This window comes from Ruegeria sp. AA3 (assembly GCF_056542905.1).
The window spans coordinates 205,346-220,926 of sequence record NZ_JBQGAQ010000002.1 but is presented as its reverse complement, the minus strand read 5'-3'; the positions used below and the strand labels follow the sequence as shown (position 1 = coordinate 220,926).

Annotated in this window: 13 protein-coding genes and 1 tRNA gene; 7 read left to right on the top strand and 7 right to left on the bottom strand. The window is 54.3% G+C overall.

Annotated features, from left to right (window positions below; all coding sequences use genetic code 11):
• Nucleotide 1 precedes the first annotated feature (1 nt).
• Nucleotides 2-415, bottom strand: a complete 414-nt coding sequence (locus tag ACR0JR_RS05590) for a hypothetical protein (protein ID WP_170474967.1) — start codon at nt 413-415, stop codon at nt 2-4.
• 765 nt (nt 416-1,180) lie between these two features.
• On the opposite strand from ACR0JR_RS05590, the gene ACR0JR_RS05585 reads away from it, so the two are divergent.
• Nucleotides 1,181-1,265: transfer RNA gene (locus tag ACR0JR_RS05585), tRNA-Leu, on the top strand.
• 48 nt (nt 1,266-1,313) lie between these two features.
• On the opposite strand, the gene ACR0JR_RS05580 is transcribed toward ACR0JR_RS05585, so the two are convergent.
• Nucleotides 1,314-1,931, bottom strand: a complete 618-nt coding sequence (locus ACR0JR_RS05580) for a TetR/AcrR family transcriptional regulator (protein ID WP_480455349.1) — start codon at nt 1,929-1,931, stop codon at nt 1,314-1,316.
• Between the two features lie 161 nt (nt 1,932-2,092).
• Between ACR0JR_RS05580 and ACR0JR_RS05575 the strand changes: the two genes are divergently transcribed.
• From ACR0JR_RS05575 to ACR0JR_RS05555, 5 genes are all read left to right on the top strand, one after another.
• A complete protein-coding gene (locus ACR0JR_RS05575) occupies nt 2,093-3,022 on the top strand; it encodes an AEC family transporter (RefSeq protein WP_480455348.1) in 930 nt (309 codons plus the stop codon).
• Nucleotides 3,023-3,125: 103 nt separating this feature from the next.
• Nucleotides 3,126-3,959: an S-formylglutathione hydrolase gene (fghA, locus tag ACR0JR_RS05570; protein ID WP_480455347.1), complete on the top strand. Its 834-nt coding sequence runs from the start codon at nt 3,126-3,128 to the stop codon at nt 3,957-3,959.
• Nucleotides 3,960-3,962: 3 nt separating this feature from the next.
• Nucleotides 3,963-5,423, top strand: coding sequence for a Si-specific NAD(P)(+) transhydrogenase (sthA, locus tag ACR0JR_RS05565; protein WP_170780397.1), 1,461 nt, complete (start codon nt 3,963-3,965; stop codon nt 5,421-5,423).
• The gene (locus tag ACR0JR_RS05560; RefSeq protein ID WP_170780396.1) at nt 5,420-5,875 is read left to right on the top strand and encodes a YaiI/YqxD family protein; all 456 of its coding nucleotides are present in this window, start codon (nt 5,420-5,422) and stop codon (nt 5,873-5,875) included. Before sthA ends, ACR0JR_RS05560 begins: the two co-directional genes overlap by 4 nt.
• 142 nt (nt 5,876-6,017) lie before the next feature.
• The gene (locus ACR0JR_RS05555; RefSeq protein ID WP_170780395.1) at nt 6,018-6,638 is read left to right on the top strand and encodes an HAD family hydrolase; all 621 of its coding nucleotides are present in this window, start codon (nt 6,018-6,020) and stop codon (nt 6,636-6,638) included.
• 1 nt (nt 6,639) lies between these two features.
• On the opposite strand, the gene ACR0JR_RS05550 is transcribed toward ACR0JR_RS05555, so the two are convergent.
• A complete protein-coding gene (locus ACR0JR_RS05550; RefSeq protein WP_480455346.1) occupies nt 6,640-7,881 on the bottom strand; it encodes an MFS transporter in 1,242 nt (413 codons plus the stop codon).
• A gap of 147 nt (nt 7,882-8,028) precedes the next feature.
• On the opposite strand from ACR0JR_RS05550, the gene zapE reads away from it, so the two are divergent.
• Entirely contained in the window at nt 8,029-9,087 is a 1,059-nt protein-coding gene (gene zapE, locus ACR0JR_RS05545) for a cell division protein ZapE (protein WP_170780393.1), read from the top strand.
• Between the two features lie 68 nt (nt 9,088-9,155).
• On the opposite strand, the gene ACR0JR_RS05540 is transcribed toward zapE, so the two are convergent.
• Genes ACR0JR_RS05540 through ACR0JR_RS05525 form a run of 4 tightly spaced genes read right to left on the bottom strand, consistent with a single transcriptional unit; the run spans nt 9,156 to nt 15,403 of the window.
• A complete protein-coding gene (locus ACR0JR_RS05540) occupies nt 9,156-10,430 on the bottom strand; it encodes a bifunctional folylpolyglutamate synthase/dihydrofolate synthase (protein WP_170780392.1) in 1,275 nt (424 codons plus the stop codon).
• Nucleotides 10,427-11,359, bottom strand: a complete 933-nt coding sequence (gene accD / locus ACR0JR_RS05535; RefSeq protein WP_170780391.1) for an acetyl-CoA carboxylase, carboxyltransferase subunit beta — start codon at nt 11,357-11,359, stop codon at nt 10,427-10,429. The genes ACR0JR_RS05540 and accD overlap by 4 nt, the downstream gene beginning before the upstream one ends.
• Before the next feature lie 59 nt (nt 11,360-11,418).
• On the bottom strand, nt 11,419-12,318 hold the full coding sequence (locus ACR0JR_RS05530; RefSeq protein WP_480455345.1) for a CPBP family intramembrane glutamic endopeptidase: 900 nt from the start codon (nt 12,316-12,318) through the stop codon (nt 11,419-11,421).
• Entirely contained in the window at nt 12,308-15,403 is a 3,096-nt protein-coding gene (locus tag ACR0JR_RS05525) for an ABC transporter transmembrane domain-containing protein (RefSeq protein ID WP_480455344.1), read from the bottom strand. The genes ACR0JR_RS05530 and ACR0JR_RS05525 overlap by 11 nt, the downstream gene beginning before the upstream one ends.
• Between the last annotated feature and the right edge of the window lie 178 nt (nt 15,404-15,581).

Here is a 15,581-nt window from a genome sequence, read left to right as displayed (position 1 = left end):
GTTAGCCTCCGGTACCTGTTGCGGCAAATTGGTCCCCTGCCCCGTCCGGCAAGCTCGCAAGCGTGTCGATGCGCGCGATAAGGTCCAATGCGTTACCGAGGATCACAGCCTCGGTTTGCGGTGAAATTGATTCATATGCGAAGGAATCAGCAAGCACTTCGATAGAACTGAAGCCTTCCCCATTTTCCAGGCAGGCGACGCGGCGCCCCGTTGGAAAATCTTCTGATTTGTTTGCCGGCAAAGGCATGCGGGCATTCGCCAGCAAATAGCGATTGCCCGAGTGGGTTTTGAGCGCAACGCCGAAACCCGTGCCAGGATGCTGGCGGTTCAGAGTTTTTAGCTCGCCGATAAAACTTTCTCGGGCAAGACTTACAACGTCCTGCTCGGAAGCAGCGGATTTGATCAGGTTGGTCACGACAGAGACCCTTGTTCTGGAGTTGAGCAGAAACTCGCACGGTGCCAGAAGGCAAAAAGACTCATTAACTCCTGCGTTCAATCAATTACGATTTCCGCGGTGTTATTTTGACGCGAATAGGATATTTTGGCGTTTGAAATGTGGCACAAATAAGGTGGCGGACCTCATAAATACCTCAACCTATAAGAGAATGCCTGAAAAGCACGCACCAACTGGACCCGTAACCGATTCCAATACTGACAACTCTAATCTGGTGCGCTGGATCAGAGTTGAGCCTCAATATATCTTATATTTATTTGTTTTTTCACAAAATTAATCGATCCCCCTCACTATGTGTAGCTTTGCTTAAATTTCCTTCAGGCTACTCATACAACACCCAATATTTCACTCTGGCGACCCTTCGTCCACAAACCTCGTGGTGAGCTCAACTTATAGGTGCAACACACTTACGATCAAAAAAGGTCCGCAAGTTCACCTTTTGGAAACAATAATAATGTCAAGATTGAGCCTATTCTGACATCTCGACGAACAGAAAATCTCTGCACTTTGATCTAAATAAACCCGCCCTTCAAAGACATTTCCTTTTCGACGGATTGCCACTTCGGACTTGCACTCGATTCTCAGGAGTTTGGATGAAGTGCAATTCGACGTCTTATTGTTTCTCGGATGGCGATAATAATCTTGTGTATTGTCGCACTTTACCTCTCGCGCTCCCTCAAAAGCTTTGCTATTGAGCGCCTCGTCGCGATGCTTTGGCATCGGGTTGCGGGTGTGGCGAAATTGGTAGACGCACCAGATTTAGGTTCTGGCGCCGCAAGGCGTGGGGGTTCAAGTCCCTCCACCCGCACCACAAAACTTAACAGAATCGATTCGTTGCTCTGACGTTGGGTCGTCAAACTCAAACGCCGTATCGTGCCATAAACATATCGACCGCCTGCATAGCAACCTCGTCAATCTCGCTTTGGCTGAAATTGTTTTGGATACCAAAAGCGGCCCGTCCCCATAGCCTTACCTTACACAGCTCCGAAAACTGCTCGGCCGCAATATTGACGTCTTCGACAGCCAACTCTCCTTTTGCGACCGCTTTGGTCAGATACTCTGCCATCTGCCGCCGACCATTCTGAGGGCCCGCTTCAAAAAAGGCCTTACCGAGTTCCGGGAACCTGTCTCGCTCGGCGACGCAAATGCGAAAGACTTGCTGCGCAAAGTCTGAAACCAGAAATGCAGTAAGCTGAGTTGCTGCAATTGTTAGCACCTCGCGCGCAGGTTTGGTCTCGTCAATCATTGACAGGATACGCTCGGACATTAACCGGCACTCAGTCTGGGCGACTTCGGTGAACAACAGACGCTTGTCGGGGAAGTAGCTATAGAGAGTGGCCTTCGACACGCCCGCTGATCGCGCAATGTCATCAACGCTCGCGCCTTCGAACCCATCCGCCATGAACACCTCGCGCGCCCCGCGCAAAACCTGATCGAATTTTCGGCCTGTACGCAGGATGGCGGCGGCTTGAGTCATGATTTCTCCTGAATGCGATATTCTACAACACTATAAACCGTTCGGTTCAGTTTCAACGCATTTCAACTGGATCGCGGTTTTGTCACAACGTTTAACCGTCAAGAGTAGCTTCTGCCGCGCGTCGCCCTTGCGACCCCGGCCTTTCATGCTAACACACAGCCATGGTTGAGATCTTTCTGCGCACATTGCCGTTCTTCGCAATCATCGGCCTGGGATTTTGCGCCGCTCGCAGCCGATTTTTCCCGCCCGAGGCAACTGCTTATCTGACCAAATTCGTATTTTTCTTCGCCTTGTCTGCAATGCTGTTTCGATTTGCAGCCACCTTGCCCTTTGCCGAGATCTTCAATGGTCGTCTTGTGATCGGGTATCTGATTGGAACGGCGGGTGTTTATACACTGGCGACGGCCGTCGCCTATCTGCGCGGATTGGATATTCCGACGGCTGCCGTTGAAGCTCAATGCGCCGCGATCGGCAATGTGGGGTTCCTGGGCTTGCCAATGCTGGCGCTCTTGTTTTCTGAAGCGGCCATAGGACCCGTGATGCTGGTTCTAACCGTTGATCTTGTTGTGTTTTCCTCTCTGATCGTGATTTTGATCAACGCTGGTCGAGATGGCCGGCTCGGTCTTGCGACGGTGCGCTTGATTGGGGTTGGCTTGCTGAGAAACCCAATGATCTTGTCAATCTCTGCCGGGTTGATCTGGTCGGCATTCAATGTGCCCGTCCCAGCCCCTTTGAACGACTTTCTAACAATTCTGGGGGGTGCAGCGACACCGGGTGCGTTGTTTGCCATTGGCGCGTCACTTGCCGACAAATCGGCGGAACGCATACAGATTGCGGGTTGGCTGAGTTTTAGCAAACTGGTTCTACATCCTCTTTTTGTCGCGATTATGGTGATCTGGCTGATTCCGGTTGCATCCTTTCCAGCCATGGTCGCCATCGCGGCGGCGTCTTTACCCGTCGCGGGCAATGTCTACATGCTGGCCGCGCATTACGGTGTGGCCCCGCAGCGCGCATCTGCGGCAATCTTATTGTCAACCTTGGCCAGCATCCTGACTGTCCCGCTGGTAATTGGTTGGGTCAGCACCCTCTGATCTTCAAACTTTTCTAAAAATCCACCCGCCGGTAGCACCCGCACTTTACGCGGACGCGACAGAGCGATAGCCATGACGCCGACACAACGTAAGGATCAGAGCGATGGAAACCCTTTCGGAAAATGCCTGTTTTGGCGGTATGCAAGGCGTCTATCGCCATGCCTCCTCGGCTTGCAAATGTGATATGACATTTGGCCTTTTCCTTCCGGCCGAGGCAAAGGACGGCCCAGTTCCGATTTTGTGGTATCTATCAGGCCTGACCTGCACACATGAAAACGCAATGACCAAAGCCGGAGCGCAAGGCTGGGCGGCAGAACAAGGTATTGCTCTAGTGTTCCCCGATACGTCACCTCGCGGAGATGGGGTCGCGGATCATGAAGATTATGACCTTGGTCAGGGCGCGGGATTCTACGTCAATGCTACACAAAAACCTTGGGTGCCTCACTTCAACATGTGGGACTATGTCGCCGAGGAACTACCTGCGCTGTTAGTAGAGAGCTTTGCAATCGATGCCGACCGTCAGGCAATCACCGGGCACTCGATGGGCGGACATGGTGCATTGACGCTGGCGATGAATCTGCCTGGGCGGTATCGGTCGGTTTCAGCCTTCTCGCCGATTTCAAACCCGATAGGGGCGGATTGGGGTCGCAAGCAGCTCAGCGCCTATCTAGGCGATGATGAAGCGGCATGGGCTAAGCATGACGCGTCAGCGATGATGAAAAGCACCGGCTTCAACGGTCCCATCCTGATCGATACTGGTGCAAATGACCAATTCATGGACCTGTTGCGCCCAGAAGCATTGGCGCAGGCAATCGTCGAACGTCGCCAACAAGCCACCTTTCGTCTGCAGCCGGGATATGATCATTCCTACTATTTCGTGTCCACCTTCATGGAGGACCACATCACCTTCCACGCCGAAGCATTGTATGGGGAATAAGGCATGAGCAAATATGATTATGACCTGATCATCATTGGCTCAGGTCCTTCGGGGCGCGCGGCGGCTATTCAGGCCGGAAAACTGCAGCGCAGGGTGCTGGTGATTGACCGCAAAGACCGTTTGGGAGGCGTTTCAGTGCATACTGGGACAATCCCGTCCAAAACTCTACGGGAAACGGTGCTGAACCTGTCAGGCTGGCGTGAACGCAGTTTTTATGGGCGCTCCTACCGGGTAAAGGATCAGATCAGTGCGGAAGATCTGAAGGCACGGCTACACATGACGCTCGACCATGAGGTCGACGTGCTGGAACACCAATTTAACCGAAACCATGTGGAAACGCTGAGCGGGCTAGCCAAGTTCATCGGACCGCATGAGGTTGAGGTCGCAACCGATGCAGGCGAAACAACGCGTTTGACAGCTGCAAAATTCCTGATCGCGACCGGCACCAAAACATATCGCCCCGATTACGTTCCCTTCAACGGCAAAACCGTCGTCGACGGAGATGACTTCCTAGAGATGGAAGAAATACCGCGTTCGCTTTGTGTGATCGGTGCCGGTGTGATCGGTGTTGAATACGCGACCATGTTCTCAGCGCTGGATGTTCGCGTTACGCTGATTGAACCACGCGAGACATTTCTAGATTTCATCGACAAAACGCTCATCCACGACTTCACACACCAAGTTCGTGAAAATGGTGTTGATCTGCGGTTGGGCTCGGCCGTCGAAAAGATCGAAGATGCGGGCAGTCATGTCGAGATTACACTGGACAACGGGCGCCATGTCCGGGCTGAGATGTTGTTGTTTGCCGCGGGGCGCATGGGTGCAACCTCGGCCCTGAACCTAGACGCTGTCGGGATTGAAACCGATCATCGCAATCGGATCAGCGTGGACCGAAAGAGTTATCAAACCTCGGTGCCTCATATCTATGCCACCGGAGATGTCATCGGGCATCCCTCGCTGGCCTCAACGTCTTTGCAGCAAGGGCGAGTCGCCGCCTGTCATGCGCTTGAGACACCGACCTTGCCGGAAAGCCCCTGGTATCCGTACGGGATCTACTCGGTTCCCGAAATCTCTACTTGCGGCATGTCTGAAGAAGAACTGCAGGAACGTGGCATCCCCTACGAAGTCGGCGTGGCTCGGTTCCGCGAAACCTCGCGCGGGCATATCATGGGGTTGGAACATGGGATGCTGAAGATGCTGTTCTCGCTCAAGACCCGCCGCGTATTGGGAGTGCAGATTGTAGGTGAAGGGGCGACAGAGCTAATCCATATTGCGCAGGCGGTGCTGAACCTGAAAGGCACGGTGGATTACTTCGTGCAAAATACGTTCAACTACCCGACTTTGGCCGAAGCTTACAAAATTGCGGGATTGGACGCTTTTAACCGGATGCCTATTCCCGAAGAGTTCAAGGTACGCAAATCCACCTCGAAGGCGAAAGTGTCGACAAAGGCCAAAGACGCGTGACGACGCTTTACATCGATGGCGACGCTTGCCCTGTGAAGGCCGAGGCCGAACGCGTCGCAACCCGACACAAAGTGCCAATGGTCCTGGTCTCCAATGGTGGGCTGCGCCCCTCGGCCAACCCGCTGGTGCAGGTGGTGATTGTCGCGGCCGGTGCGGATGAGGCGGATAAATGGATCGCAGAGCGCTGCGGTGCAGGCGATATCGTGGTGACGTCAGACATCCCGCTTGCCGCGAAGTGCATTGAAGCCGAAGCTCGTGCGTTGCGCCCGAACGGTGAGGCCTTTACGGCAGCCAATATCGGCCAACAACTGGCGATGCGCGATCTGATGGCAGATCTTCGTGCTGCAAATCCTCTGGGAACTGGCGGCGGCGGCAAATCGTTCGGCAAAGCAGATCGATCGCGTTTTCTTGACGTACTTGAGCGAGAGATACGCGCCGCATTGCGCGGGTAGCGCTCACGCCGGTCCGTGGCGCACCAAAGATGCGCAACGTCCCGTTCGGCCGGGCAGCGCTTACCGCGCTGTGGATGGTGCTTGCATCTTCGTCCGGTGCTTGGTTCAGTCGGCGGCAATTGATTAGGTATGGGATTACCGTATGACCATCGAAGCCGTCATATTTGACATCGGAAACGTACTGATCGAATGGCAACCCGAGCGCTACTATGATCGCGTGATCGGCGAGGAACGTCGGCGTGCCATGTTTGCCGAGGTCGATCTGCATGGAATGAATGATCTGGTGGATCAGGGCCATCACTTCACCGATACGATTTACAGCTGGGCGGACAAGTACCCAGATTGGCGAGACGAAATTCGGATGTGGCACGACAACTGGATCGAGCTAGCCGCGCCTGAAATCCCGCATTCCGCACGACTGTTGCGAGCGCTACGCACCAAGAAAATACCTGTTTTTGCGCTGACCAATTTTGGGGTTCAGAACTTCGACTATGCCACCACCGTTTATCCGTTTCTGAACGAATTTGATCGCCAGTATGTCTCGGGCCGGATGAAAGCGGTTAAGCCTCATACCCCTATTTATGAGATGGTAGAGGCCGATTGCGGCATCGACCCTGCTGCTCTTTTGTTTGCTGATGACAGGATCGAAAACCTCGAAACAGCCAAGGCGCGAGGGTGGCAGACCCATCACTTCATCGGCCCTGAAGGTTGGGCGGATCGGTTGGTGTCGGAGGGACTGTTGACCAAGGAGGAGGCCGATTAGGTCAGACTGCCACGCTAGCTGGTTCGCGGTTTTCCCGGATGGGCAGGTGAATGATGGCGCTGAAGGCCCCGATGGCGACTCCGATCCACCAAACCATGGTGTAATCACCAAATTGATCGTACATGCGTCCGCCCAGCCAGATGCCCAGGAAGCTTCCGATTTGATGACTCAAGAATACGATGCCGTAGAGCGTTCCCATGTATCGCAGGCCATAAAGATGCGCGACAAGTCCAGACGTCAGCGGCACTGTTGCCAACCAAAGCGATCCCATCACCAGTGAGAACGCGATCACCGACAAGGGCGTGATTGGGAACACGATGAAAGCCCCTGCCGCAATCGTACGGCCAGTATACACGGCAGCTAGCAGATATTTCTTCGGAAAGTGGTTTCCCGCCCAGCCTGCCAGAAGCGTTCCACCGATATTGGCCAACCCAATCAACGAAATGGCTATTGCACCCAGGGCCGATGTCGTGGTGATGCCCATTGAATACAACAGGCCCCCGGGCTGGATCGGGCCACACATCTCGGTAACAAAGGCGGGAAAATGCGCAGTGACAAAGCCCAGTTGATAGCCACAGCTGAAAAAACCAATCGCAATCAGTGAATAAGAAGGGTCGCGGAAGGCTTTGGCAAGGATTTGCCCCATGCTTTCTTCGAACTCAGTTTTGCTGATCGGTAGAGGCGCCCGCATAAACGGCAAGGTTAGGATCAAAGCGAGAATTGCTGCGGCAAAGACAAGGAACACCTGCTGCCAGGGCAGAAAAGTCAGCAACCATTCGGCCGTCGGAGCACCGATAACCTGCCCGAAGCTACCCGCCGCTGTGACAATCGCCAGTGACATTGACCGGTTCGCGTCGGATGAGGCACGACCAACAACTGCTAGCACAACGCCAAACCCTGTTCCGGCGATCCCAAAACCCACCAGCCACGCATAGACTTGATGTTCAAATGGTGTCACTGACCAAGCCGTCAGCACCATACCCGCCGCATAAGTCAAAGCACCCAGAACAATGGCGCGCCGATCACCGATCTTTTCCGCGATAGCACCAAAGATCGGCTGACCGATTCCCCAGGCAAGGTTCTGAATCGCTATGGCCATAGAAAAGTCGCTACGCAGCCAACCGAACTCATCTGCTATTGGGATTTGAAACACGCCGAAAGAAGCGCGAACCGCAAATCCGACGGTAATGACGATGCAACCGACGATCAGGATCGGATTCATCAGGCGGGTAGATTGCGGCATTGGGCCTCCGGAGAGTGGTTCGTAAAGACGTTAGCGGCGCGACCACAGACGTCAATTCAGGAGTTTTGCGACGCCAGTTCAGCAAAATTGATGTGTCGGGAAAAAGGTTTCTTTTCAATACGTGAACCGGGCGGTATGGCTCAAGACATGACGGATTTAACTTCGCTCTACGAAGATCGCATCGCCGATGGTTCTCTGACACGGGATGACGCCCAGGAAGCGGTGCTACCCCGGTTTGATCGCATTCGGGCGGCACTAGCTGAACCGGTTAAGCGTAGTTTTTTTCGCAAGGCGCCTCCGCCGCCCAAAGGCTTGTATCTTTGGGGTGGCGTCGGGCGCGGCAAGTCAATGCTGATGGACATGTTTGTCGAGACACTGGGCGATACCCCGGTTCGTCGGGTCCATTTCCACGCATTCATGCAGGAAATTCACGCAGGCTTGCACAAGGCACGTGAAGACGGTGTCGAAGATGCGCTGGCGCCGGTCGCCGATGCCGTGGTCAAGTCTGTGCGTGTTCTGGCTTTTGATGAGATGCAGATCACCGATATCACAGATGCAATGATCGTCGGACGGCTGTTTGATTTGCTTCATAATGGTGGGGTTGTTGTTGTCACGACATCAAACCGCCATCCGGATGATCTGTACAAGGATGGGCTGAACCGGCAACTGTTTCTGCCTTTCATCCAGCACATCAAAGAACAATTGGAAGTATGGGAGCTGGTTTCACCCACCGACTACAGGCAGAACCGGCTTGAAGGTTCTCCGGTCTACTTCACGCCCATCGGACCCGAGGCGCGAGAGAAGATTCGTGCTGTGTGGAATGATTTGTCAGGTGGGCCGGCGGAGCCTTTGGCTTTGCAGGTCAAGGGACGCGAAGTTGTTCTGCCCGCGTTCCGAAACGGAGTGGCGCGAGCATCGTTTTATGATCTTTGCGGACGGATGCTGGGCCCCGGTGACTATTTGGCAATAGCAGAAGCGCTGAAGGTGCTGGTGTTGGAAGACATCCCGCGATTGTCACGCAACAATTTTAACGAGGCCAAGCGCTTCGTGACCCTGATTGACGCTTTGTATGAGGGTAAGGTCCGGCTAATCTGTTCTGCCGCTGCCGAGCCCGAGATGCTGTACGTCGAAGGGGAAGGCACGTTCGAGTTCGAACGTACGGCGTCACGGCTGCGTGAGATGCAGGATAAGGATTGGGGGAAATAGGGAGTTCTACGCCCGCCCAGCCCTAAATGGGCCGGTCTCCCTAGTAGTTTTCTTAGTCTGGTACAGGATCAGGCGTTTTCTCGGAGGATGTTCCCTGCGAGATAGAGGGACCCGCAAATCAAAACCCGCGCGTGAGGGGTTTGGGCAGTGATTGCCGCAAGCGCGTCTGCAACGCTGTCAGCAGTTGTCGCGGTCAGATTCACTTTGGATGCTGCTGCGGCTGTGTCTTCAGCGCTCAGCGTATTCTGTTCGCCGGGAATGGACACAGCGGTCAGGCTGGCAGCTTTTGTGGCCAAAGGTGCGAGATAGCCAGTGACATCCTTGGTGTTTAACATACCGCAAATCATATGCGTCGGTCGTTCTGGCAATGACGATAAAACATCAGCTAACGCTGCCCCTGCAGCTGCATTGTGACCGCCATCAAGCCACAGCTCGGCTTGAGGGGCTTGCTCTACCAGAGGGCCGGTTTTCAACCGCTGCATTCGGGCAGGCCATTCGGCTTTGGTGACCGCAGCCTCGTAGGCATCATCACCCATTTGTAGGTGACGCAATGCAGCCAGTGCGGCACCGGCATTCTGAATTTGATGCCCCCCCAACAGGTTCGGCATGGGCAGATCTCGCAACCCGGTTTCATCCTGATAAATTAGACGACCATTCTCCGTATGCACATGCCAGTGCTGCCCGTGTATGAACAGCGGCGCACCAAGACGAGCCGCAGTGTATTCGATCACTTCCAGCGCCTCATCCTGTTGCGGGCCGACAATACAGGGAACCCCTGGCTTGATGATCCCCGCCTTTTCAGCGGCGATCTTGCCAAGTGTATCGCCAAGAAACTGCTCATGGTCGATTGAGACGGGTGTGATTACCGTCAACGCAGGTTGATCAATCACATTCGTGGCGTCCAGTCGCCCGCCCAATCCAACCTCAAGCAATGTATAATCGGCTTTTGAACGAGAAAACGCGAGCAGTGCAGCGCTGGTTGTGATTTCAAAATAGGTGATGTTTTCACCACCATTGGCGGCATAACACTCATCCAGAACGGCGGTGAGGTCGGCTTCGGAAATCAACTCACCACCCAACCGGATTCGTTCGTGAAACCGGGCCAGATGTGGAGACGTATAGGCATGGACCGCGCGCCCTGCCCCCTCAAGACCTGCCCGGATCATGGCTTGGGTCGAGCCTTTGCCGTTGGTTCCAGCGATATGGATGACAGGCGGCAGTCTTGTTTGCGGATTGTCGAGCGCAGCCAGTAAACGCCAAACCCGGTCCAAGGTCAGATCAATGATCTTGGGGTGCAGCGCCATCATCCGGTCGAGGATGACATCCGAGGATTGGGCGGTCATTTTTTGACCGCTTCCTCGACAGGCGCCTCTGAAGTGGCCTCTTCGGGTTCAGGCGCGGGTAAGTCGCCTTTGATCGCTGGGGGCTGATTCATAAGCATGCGGGTGATCGTGATCAATTCTTCCCGCATCTCGGTACGTTTCGTCACGCGATCAAGCATGCCGTGATCCAACAGATATTCGGCGCGCTGGAATCCTTCGGGCAGTTTTTCGCGGATCGTCTGTTCGATAACGCGTGGTCCGGCGAAACAGATCAATGCATTGGGCTCCGAAATGTGAACGTCACCCAGCATGGCATAAGATGCGGTGACGCCGCCTGTGGTCGGGTGGGTCAGCACAACGATATAGGGCAGGTTCGCCTCTTTGAGCATTTCAACTGCCACCGTCGTGCGGGGCATTTGCATAAGGCTGAGAATACCTTCCTGCATCCGCGCACCGCCTGCAGCCGAGAACAGGATCAACGGGCGTTTCAACTTCACAGCTTCTTGTGCGGCGGCGATGATGGCGTTGCCGACATACATGCCCATTGATCCGCCCATGAACGAGAAATCCTGCGCGGCAGCTACAATCGGTGTACGGCCGATCTCGCCAAGGGCGACCAGCATCGCCTCTTTCTCACCGGTTTTTTTCTGGGCAGCCTTCATCCGGTCGGGATATTTTTTCTGATCGCGGAACTGCAGCGGATCATCTTTTGGGGCCGGAACCTCAACTTCCGAGAAAATACCGCCGTCAAACAGATGCGTGAATCGGTCCCGTGGTGTGATCGCCATATGATGGCCGCACTGGGTGCAGACATTCTGGTTCTCCGCCAGCTCGCGATGAAACAGCATGGTTCCACATTCGCCGCACTTGTGCCAAAGGTTTTCAGGCACTTCGCGGCGCGAAAAGATCGAATTGATCCGAGGGCGTACGTAGTTTGTGATCCAGTTCATGTGGGAACCTTGATATTGCGGCGTTGACGTCAAATAAGACGCAATGCCCGGAAATGCAATCAGCGCCTGAGGACCAATCGCGCGGTAAGCCACCCAACGACCATCAGCGCGAAGTCTACAAACAACCAGGGTCTGAGCGCATCCGCATCGGATGCCTCGTAAGGCAGGTGAAACAAGGCCAAGCCCCCAAGGTTGTCGGGCAGAGAAATGATCAGAAGTGCGGCAAAGTTGTTAAAAAAATGCAGCGCAATGGCAGGTCCAAGTGTCCCTGCCCGCGCGGTCAGATCAGCGGTCAGCAATCCGAAGGTAAGGGCCCAGATGGAAATCAGGATCGCATTATCACCAACGGTGGCAGGACTATAATGACCTGCAGCGAACAAGATCGACGGCAGCCCCATCCAGATAACTGGAGACCGAAACCGCGCAGCGAGACTTTGTTGAAGGTAGCCGCGAAACAGAATTTCTTCGGCGCTCGTCTGAATGAAAACCGCACCCAAGGACAAAGGTAACAGTAGAAGCCATTTGGACCAGCCCAGGTTGACTAACAATGGTTCACCCAGATCGTAGGGCGGTAACGCCAATATCACGAAACCAAGTATGAGCAACGCGCGTAGGACGCGCCAGAACTGCAGCAGGGCGATCGACTGATTTCCGACGATGGAGGACAGCGATCGATGCTGAAACAATCTTGCACCCAGCGCGACCCCCAGCGTGGCGAAAATAAAACTGGCTAGCACGATAAGCAGCGCAAACGGGGAAGACCCCGTGAGAAAGGCGGCCGCAGATCCAGGCGGGCCCAGGCTGACGACAGTAGCAAATAAGATTGCGTTGAGCGTCACCACGACCACTGCTACCAGCGCTAAGCCTGCAAAAAGACGCCAGATCTCGGGATGCCTGCTGGCGTCCTCAATCAGGTGTTGATGGCTCTCATAAGCGCCGGGCTGTTCTCTAGTGTTCATCGTTTCGCTCAACATCTGCCACAGGCGGTTCTTCACCAATCAGCGTGCTACCGTTACGCAGCCGTTCAGAAACGGTGGTCAGATAGCCGGCCACCGTTTCAAGGAGCCTAACCGCCACACCTGCATCACTTTCGATTACTGCCCGTAATTCTTCGGCACCAATTCGTAGGAAGGAACAATCCGTGAGAGCCACCAGATCCAATTGGCGAGGCTCATTGGTAATGATCGCCAAATCACCGATCAGACGCCCTGGCTCTACCGTCGAGATTGAGCGTTTTTCACCGTGCTCATTGATCCAGTTCACGCTGGCCTTACCAGAGATACACAAATAGGCTGCATCCGGTGCCTGACCACGCGCAAATATGGTTTGACCTGCCGCCGCCTCGTACCATTGGGCCGAAAAGGCAAGAAGGCGTTGGTTGCGCCCGTCCAAGCGTGCAAACAATTCGGTAGAAGAAATGATCTTCAGCTTTCGGCTCAGATCATCCGACGTGTCCTCCTCACCTGTTGTGGCAACACGCGACACACCGTCAATTCGACCATCTTTGATTTCCACAAACAAATCATAGGCTTCAGGATGGGCGAAGTGATCCTCCATGAAAATCATAACTGAATCGGGCAACAATTCGCGTAATTTCAGGCGGGTTCTCAAACGGCTCTCTGAATCATGGCTGGCCAGCGCTTTGTCTAGGATCAATATATCCGGTCGCTTTATTCCCGCTCGTGAAAACGCAGCGCGTTCCTGAAACACAGTTGGCAGGTTGTTCCCGCCCAGTCCGGACGGCAGGTCATATATGATTGCGGCAGCCCTGCGGCGTAGCCCAGCTTCGTTCAGTACTTCGGCAACAAGATCTTCGATCTCTTCGGCCTGAGCCCCGGCCATGATCGAGACGCGACCATACAGAGCATTTTCCATGGCTGTCAGGCGTGGAACATAGGTGTCCGGCGACACCGGGATAAACATTGACCCCATGGCAGCCCGCAACCGTTCAGCCTGAGTGCGACGGATGGAAAGGATCTTTTCCTTGTATTCCTCTGGGAAGCTGGGGCCGATTTGCTCGGCTGTCAGCATGAACGGCACGGTCAGCAGAAGTGCGCGTTCCTGATCACCGATAGAGTCATCTCCTTTGGTCTTGCGGCGCTCTTCGATATCCAGCAGACGGTGATACATGTCCTTCGTCATGCCGAGCCTTAGAAACAGCGGGTGATCAGCGCCGTCACGCCCGAAAGTCTGGTTCAAGGTTTCCAGTACAGCCTCGGCAATCCCGAGCGCATCACCATCAAGATCATTGGCCCTGAGCAGCGATAGGAACCGGTCATCACCTGCAAGGATGTCAGGCGCTATGTCCTGCGTTGGAGAGGCAAAAAGCAGGTTACCACCCAAAGGAACAGCAGGATTGAACTGGTCAGGATCGAACCGGTAAACATATTTGTCCAACCCTCGCTCCTGCAGTCGGGTCGCAACAGTATCACGCAGATTGACGATTTCCTCTGCCAGCGCCGGGTGCACTTTCGGATCGAATTGAGAACGCAACGTTCGGCGAAACATAAATTCATCGATGCCCATGGCTTCGACAAGCTGGAACCACCAGTCGCGAATGTCTTCGATGTCGTCGAGACCCGCTAGACCTGGGTCGATCCATTCATCAGACAAGGAATCCGGAGGGTTCCCTGCCCGAACCGCCTCGATTTGGCGGCGCGAGGGCACTCTGAGCGCATCTTGTTCGTGCTGAGGATGCGTGCGCAATGGCATCAAGAGGTTGTCCCCCAGCGTTCCGTCAAACAAATACGGTCGCGAGTAAGCATAGCCGATCCTTGCGGCAATTACCGCTTGATGAAGATCGCTCAGGTTATGACCGGCCATCAAGACCTCTCCCTGAACCGGAAGCAACTCGCGCGTCAGTAGCTGCGCAAGCGCACTACGCTCAGAGGCGTGTTTGGACTGAATGGCGATCCGGGCCCCTTTCGGAATTATCAGATCGATATCTTCGAGGATCGTCTTGCCGTCATCGTCACGAACCGTCACGTTTCGTAACTCGATATCCCCGGTGAGATGCGGGATGGTATCTGGAACGCCATCAAACAACCGCTCAGGTATCATGTTTGAAGGCGCAAAACGCTCGATCACGATTTCCCAGCGCAGCGACATATCCTGCACCTGATTGTAGTAGGTTAACAGGTCTTTCCACGGGCCGCTGAGGTCCTTGTAGGCACCAAGCGCGGCAACCAGCGCGCCCACTGTCACCTCACCGGTGATCGCCAGATACCCGCCCACCGAGTAAAACAAAAAGGGCGTAATCTGAGTGATCAGGTTATTGAGGAATTTCATGAAGAACTTTTTGTTGTAGATCTTGAAACGGATCTCGAACAAGGTTCCCAGACGATGGCTGAACTGCGCCAGTCTATAGCGCCAGCCACCGTTGGTGCGCAGGTCGCTTATCCCGGCAGCGCTTTCCCCGATTTCAGAGCTTAACCGCCTAACCTCCTGAATGCGGTCTTTGTTCAGCAGGTTGATCTGGCGTTGCAGCTTGGGGATCAGCCAGGCCTGCAGCGGGATCAGTGCTATACTGGCAAGTCCGAACCAGACGCTTTGCATGAACAAAAAGGTGACGATGGTCATCATTTGACCGAACTGAAACACCGGCTGCGCAATCGCATCGCCCATCAGCCCGCCCATTGGCTCGGCCTCGGAAGTAATCATCGACACCAGCTCACCCTGACTGGTTGTCGCAAAATAGGATTTGGGAAAACGCATAGAGCGACTGATCAGAGTAAAGCGAAGACGCCGCAACATCCGTTCGGCCAAAATGCCTTTCATAGTGTTGATGCGCATTTTCATGACACCGCTGGCGATCACCGTCGCCAGGAAGGCAAAACACAGAATCATCAGATACTGCACCTGGCTCACAGTGATACCAAGCACAGTCACAGTGTCCGTTGGTGCACCAATAGCATCGTTGATAATCTGCTTTGGAAGCTCCAATGAGGCATAGAGAAACGGAAATGATAAAACCGTCAAACACAGCAGTACCAGTTGCTGTTTCTTCGAATACTTCCAGATGAATGAAAATAGGGTGGGTTCCATGCCCCTGCCTCGTCGTGACTTTAATTGATCTGGGGTCATTTCGCCAGAACGCCGACGGTAAGCTGCAGCCCAGTCCATTGCAAGAATTGTGAAGTACCGCCGCCGTAAATTCCAGTTGATCTGCGTGTCTTGTTCAGATCTCAGAAAATATCGCTCGTGATTAATCAGGACAGGTTTG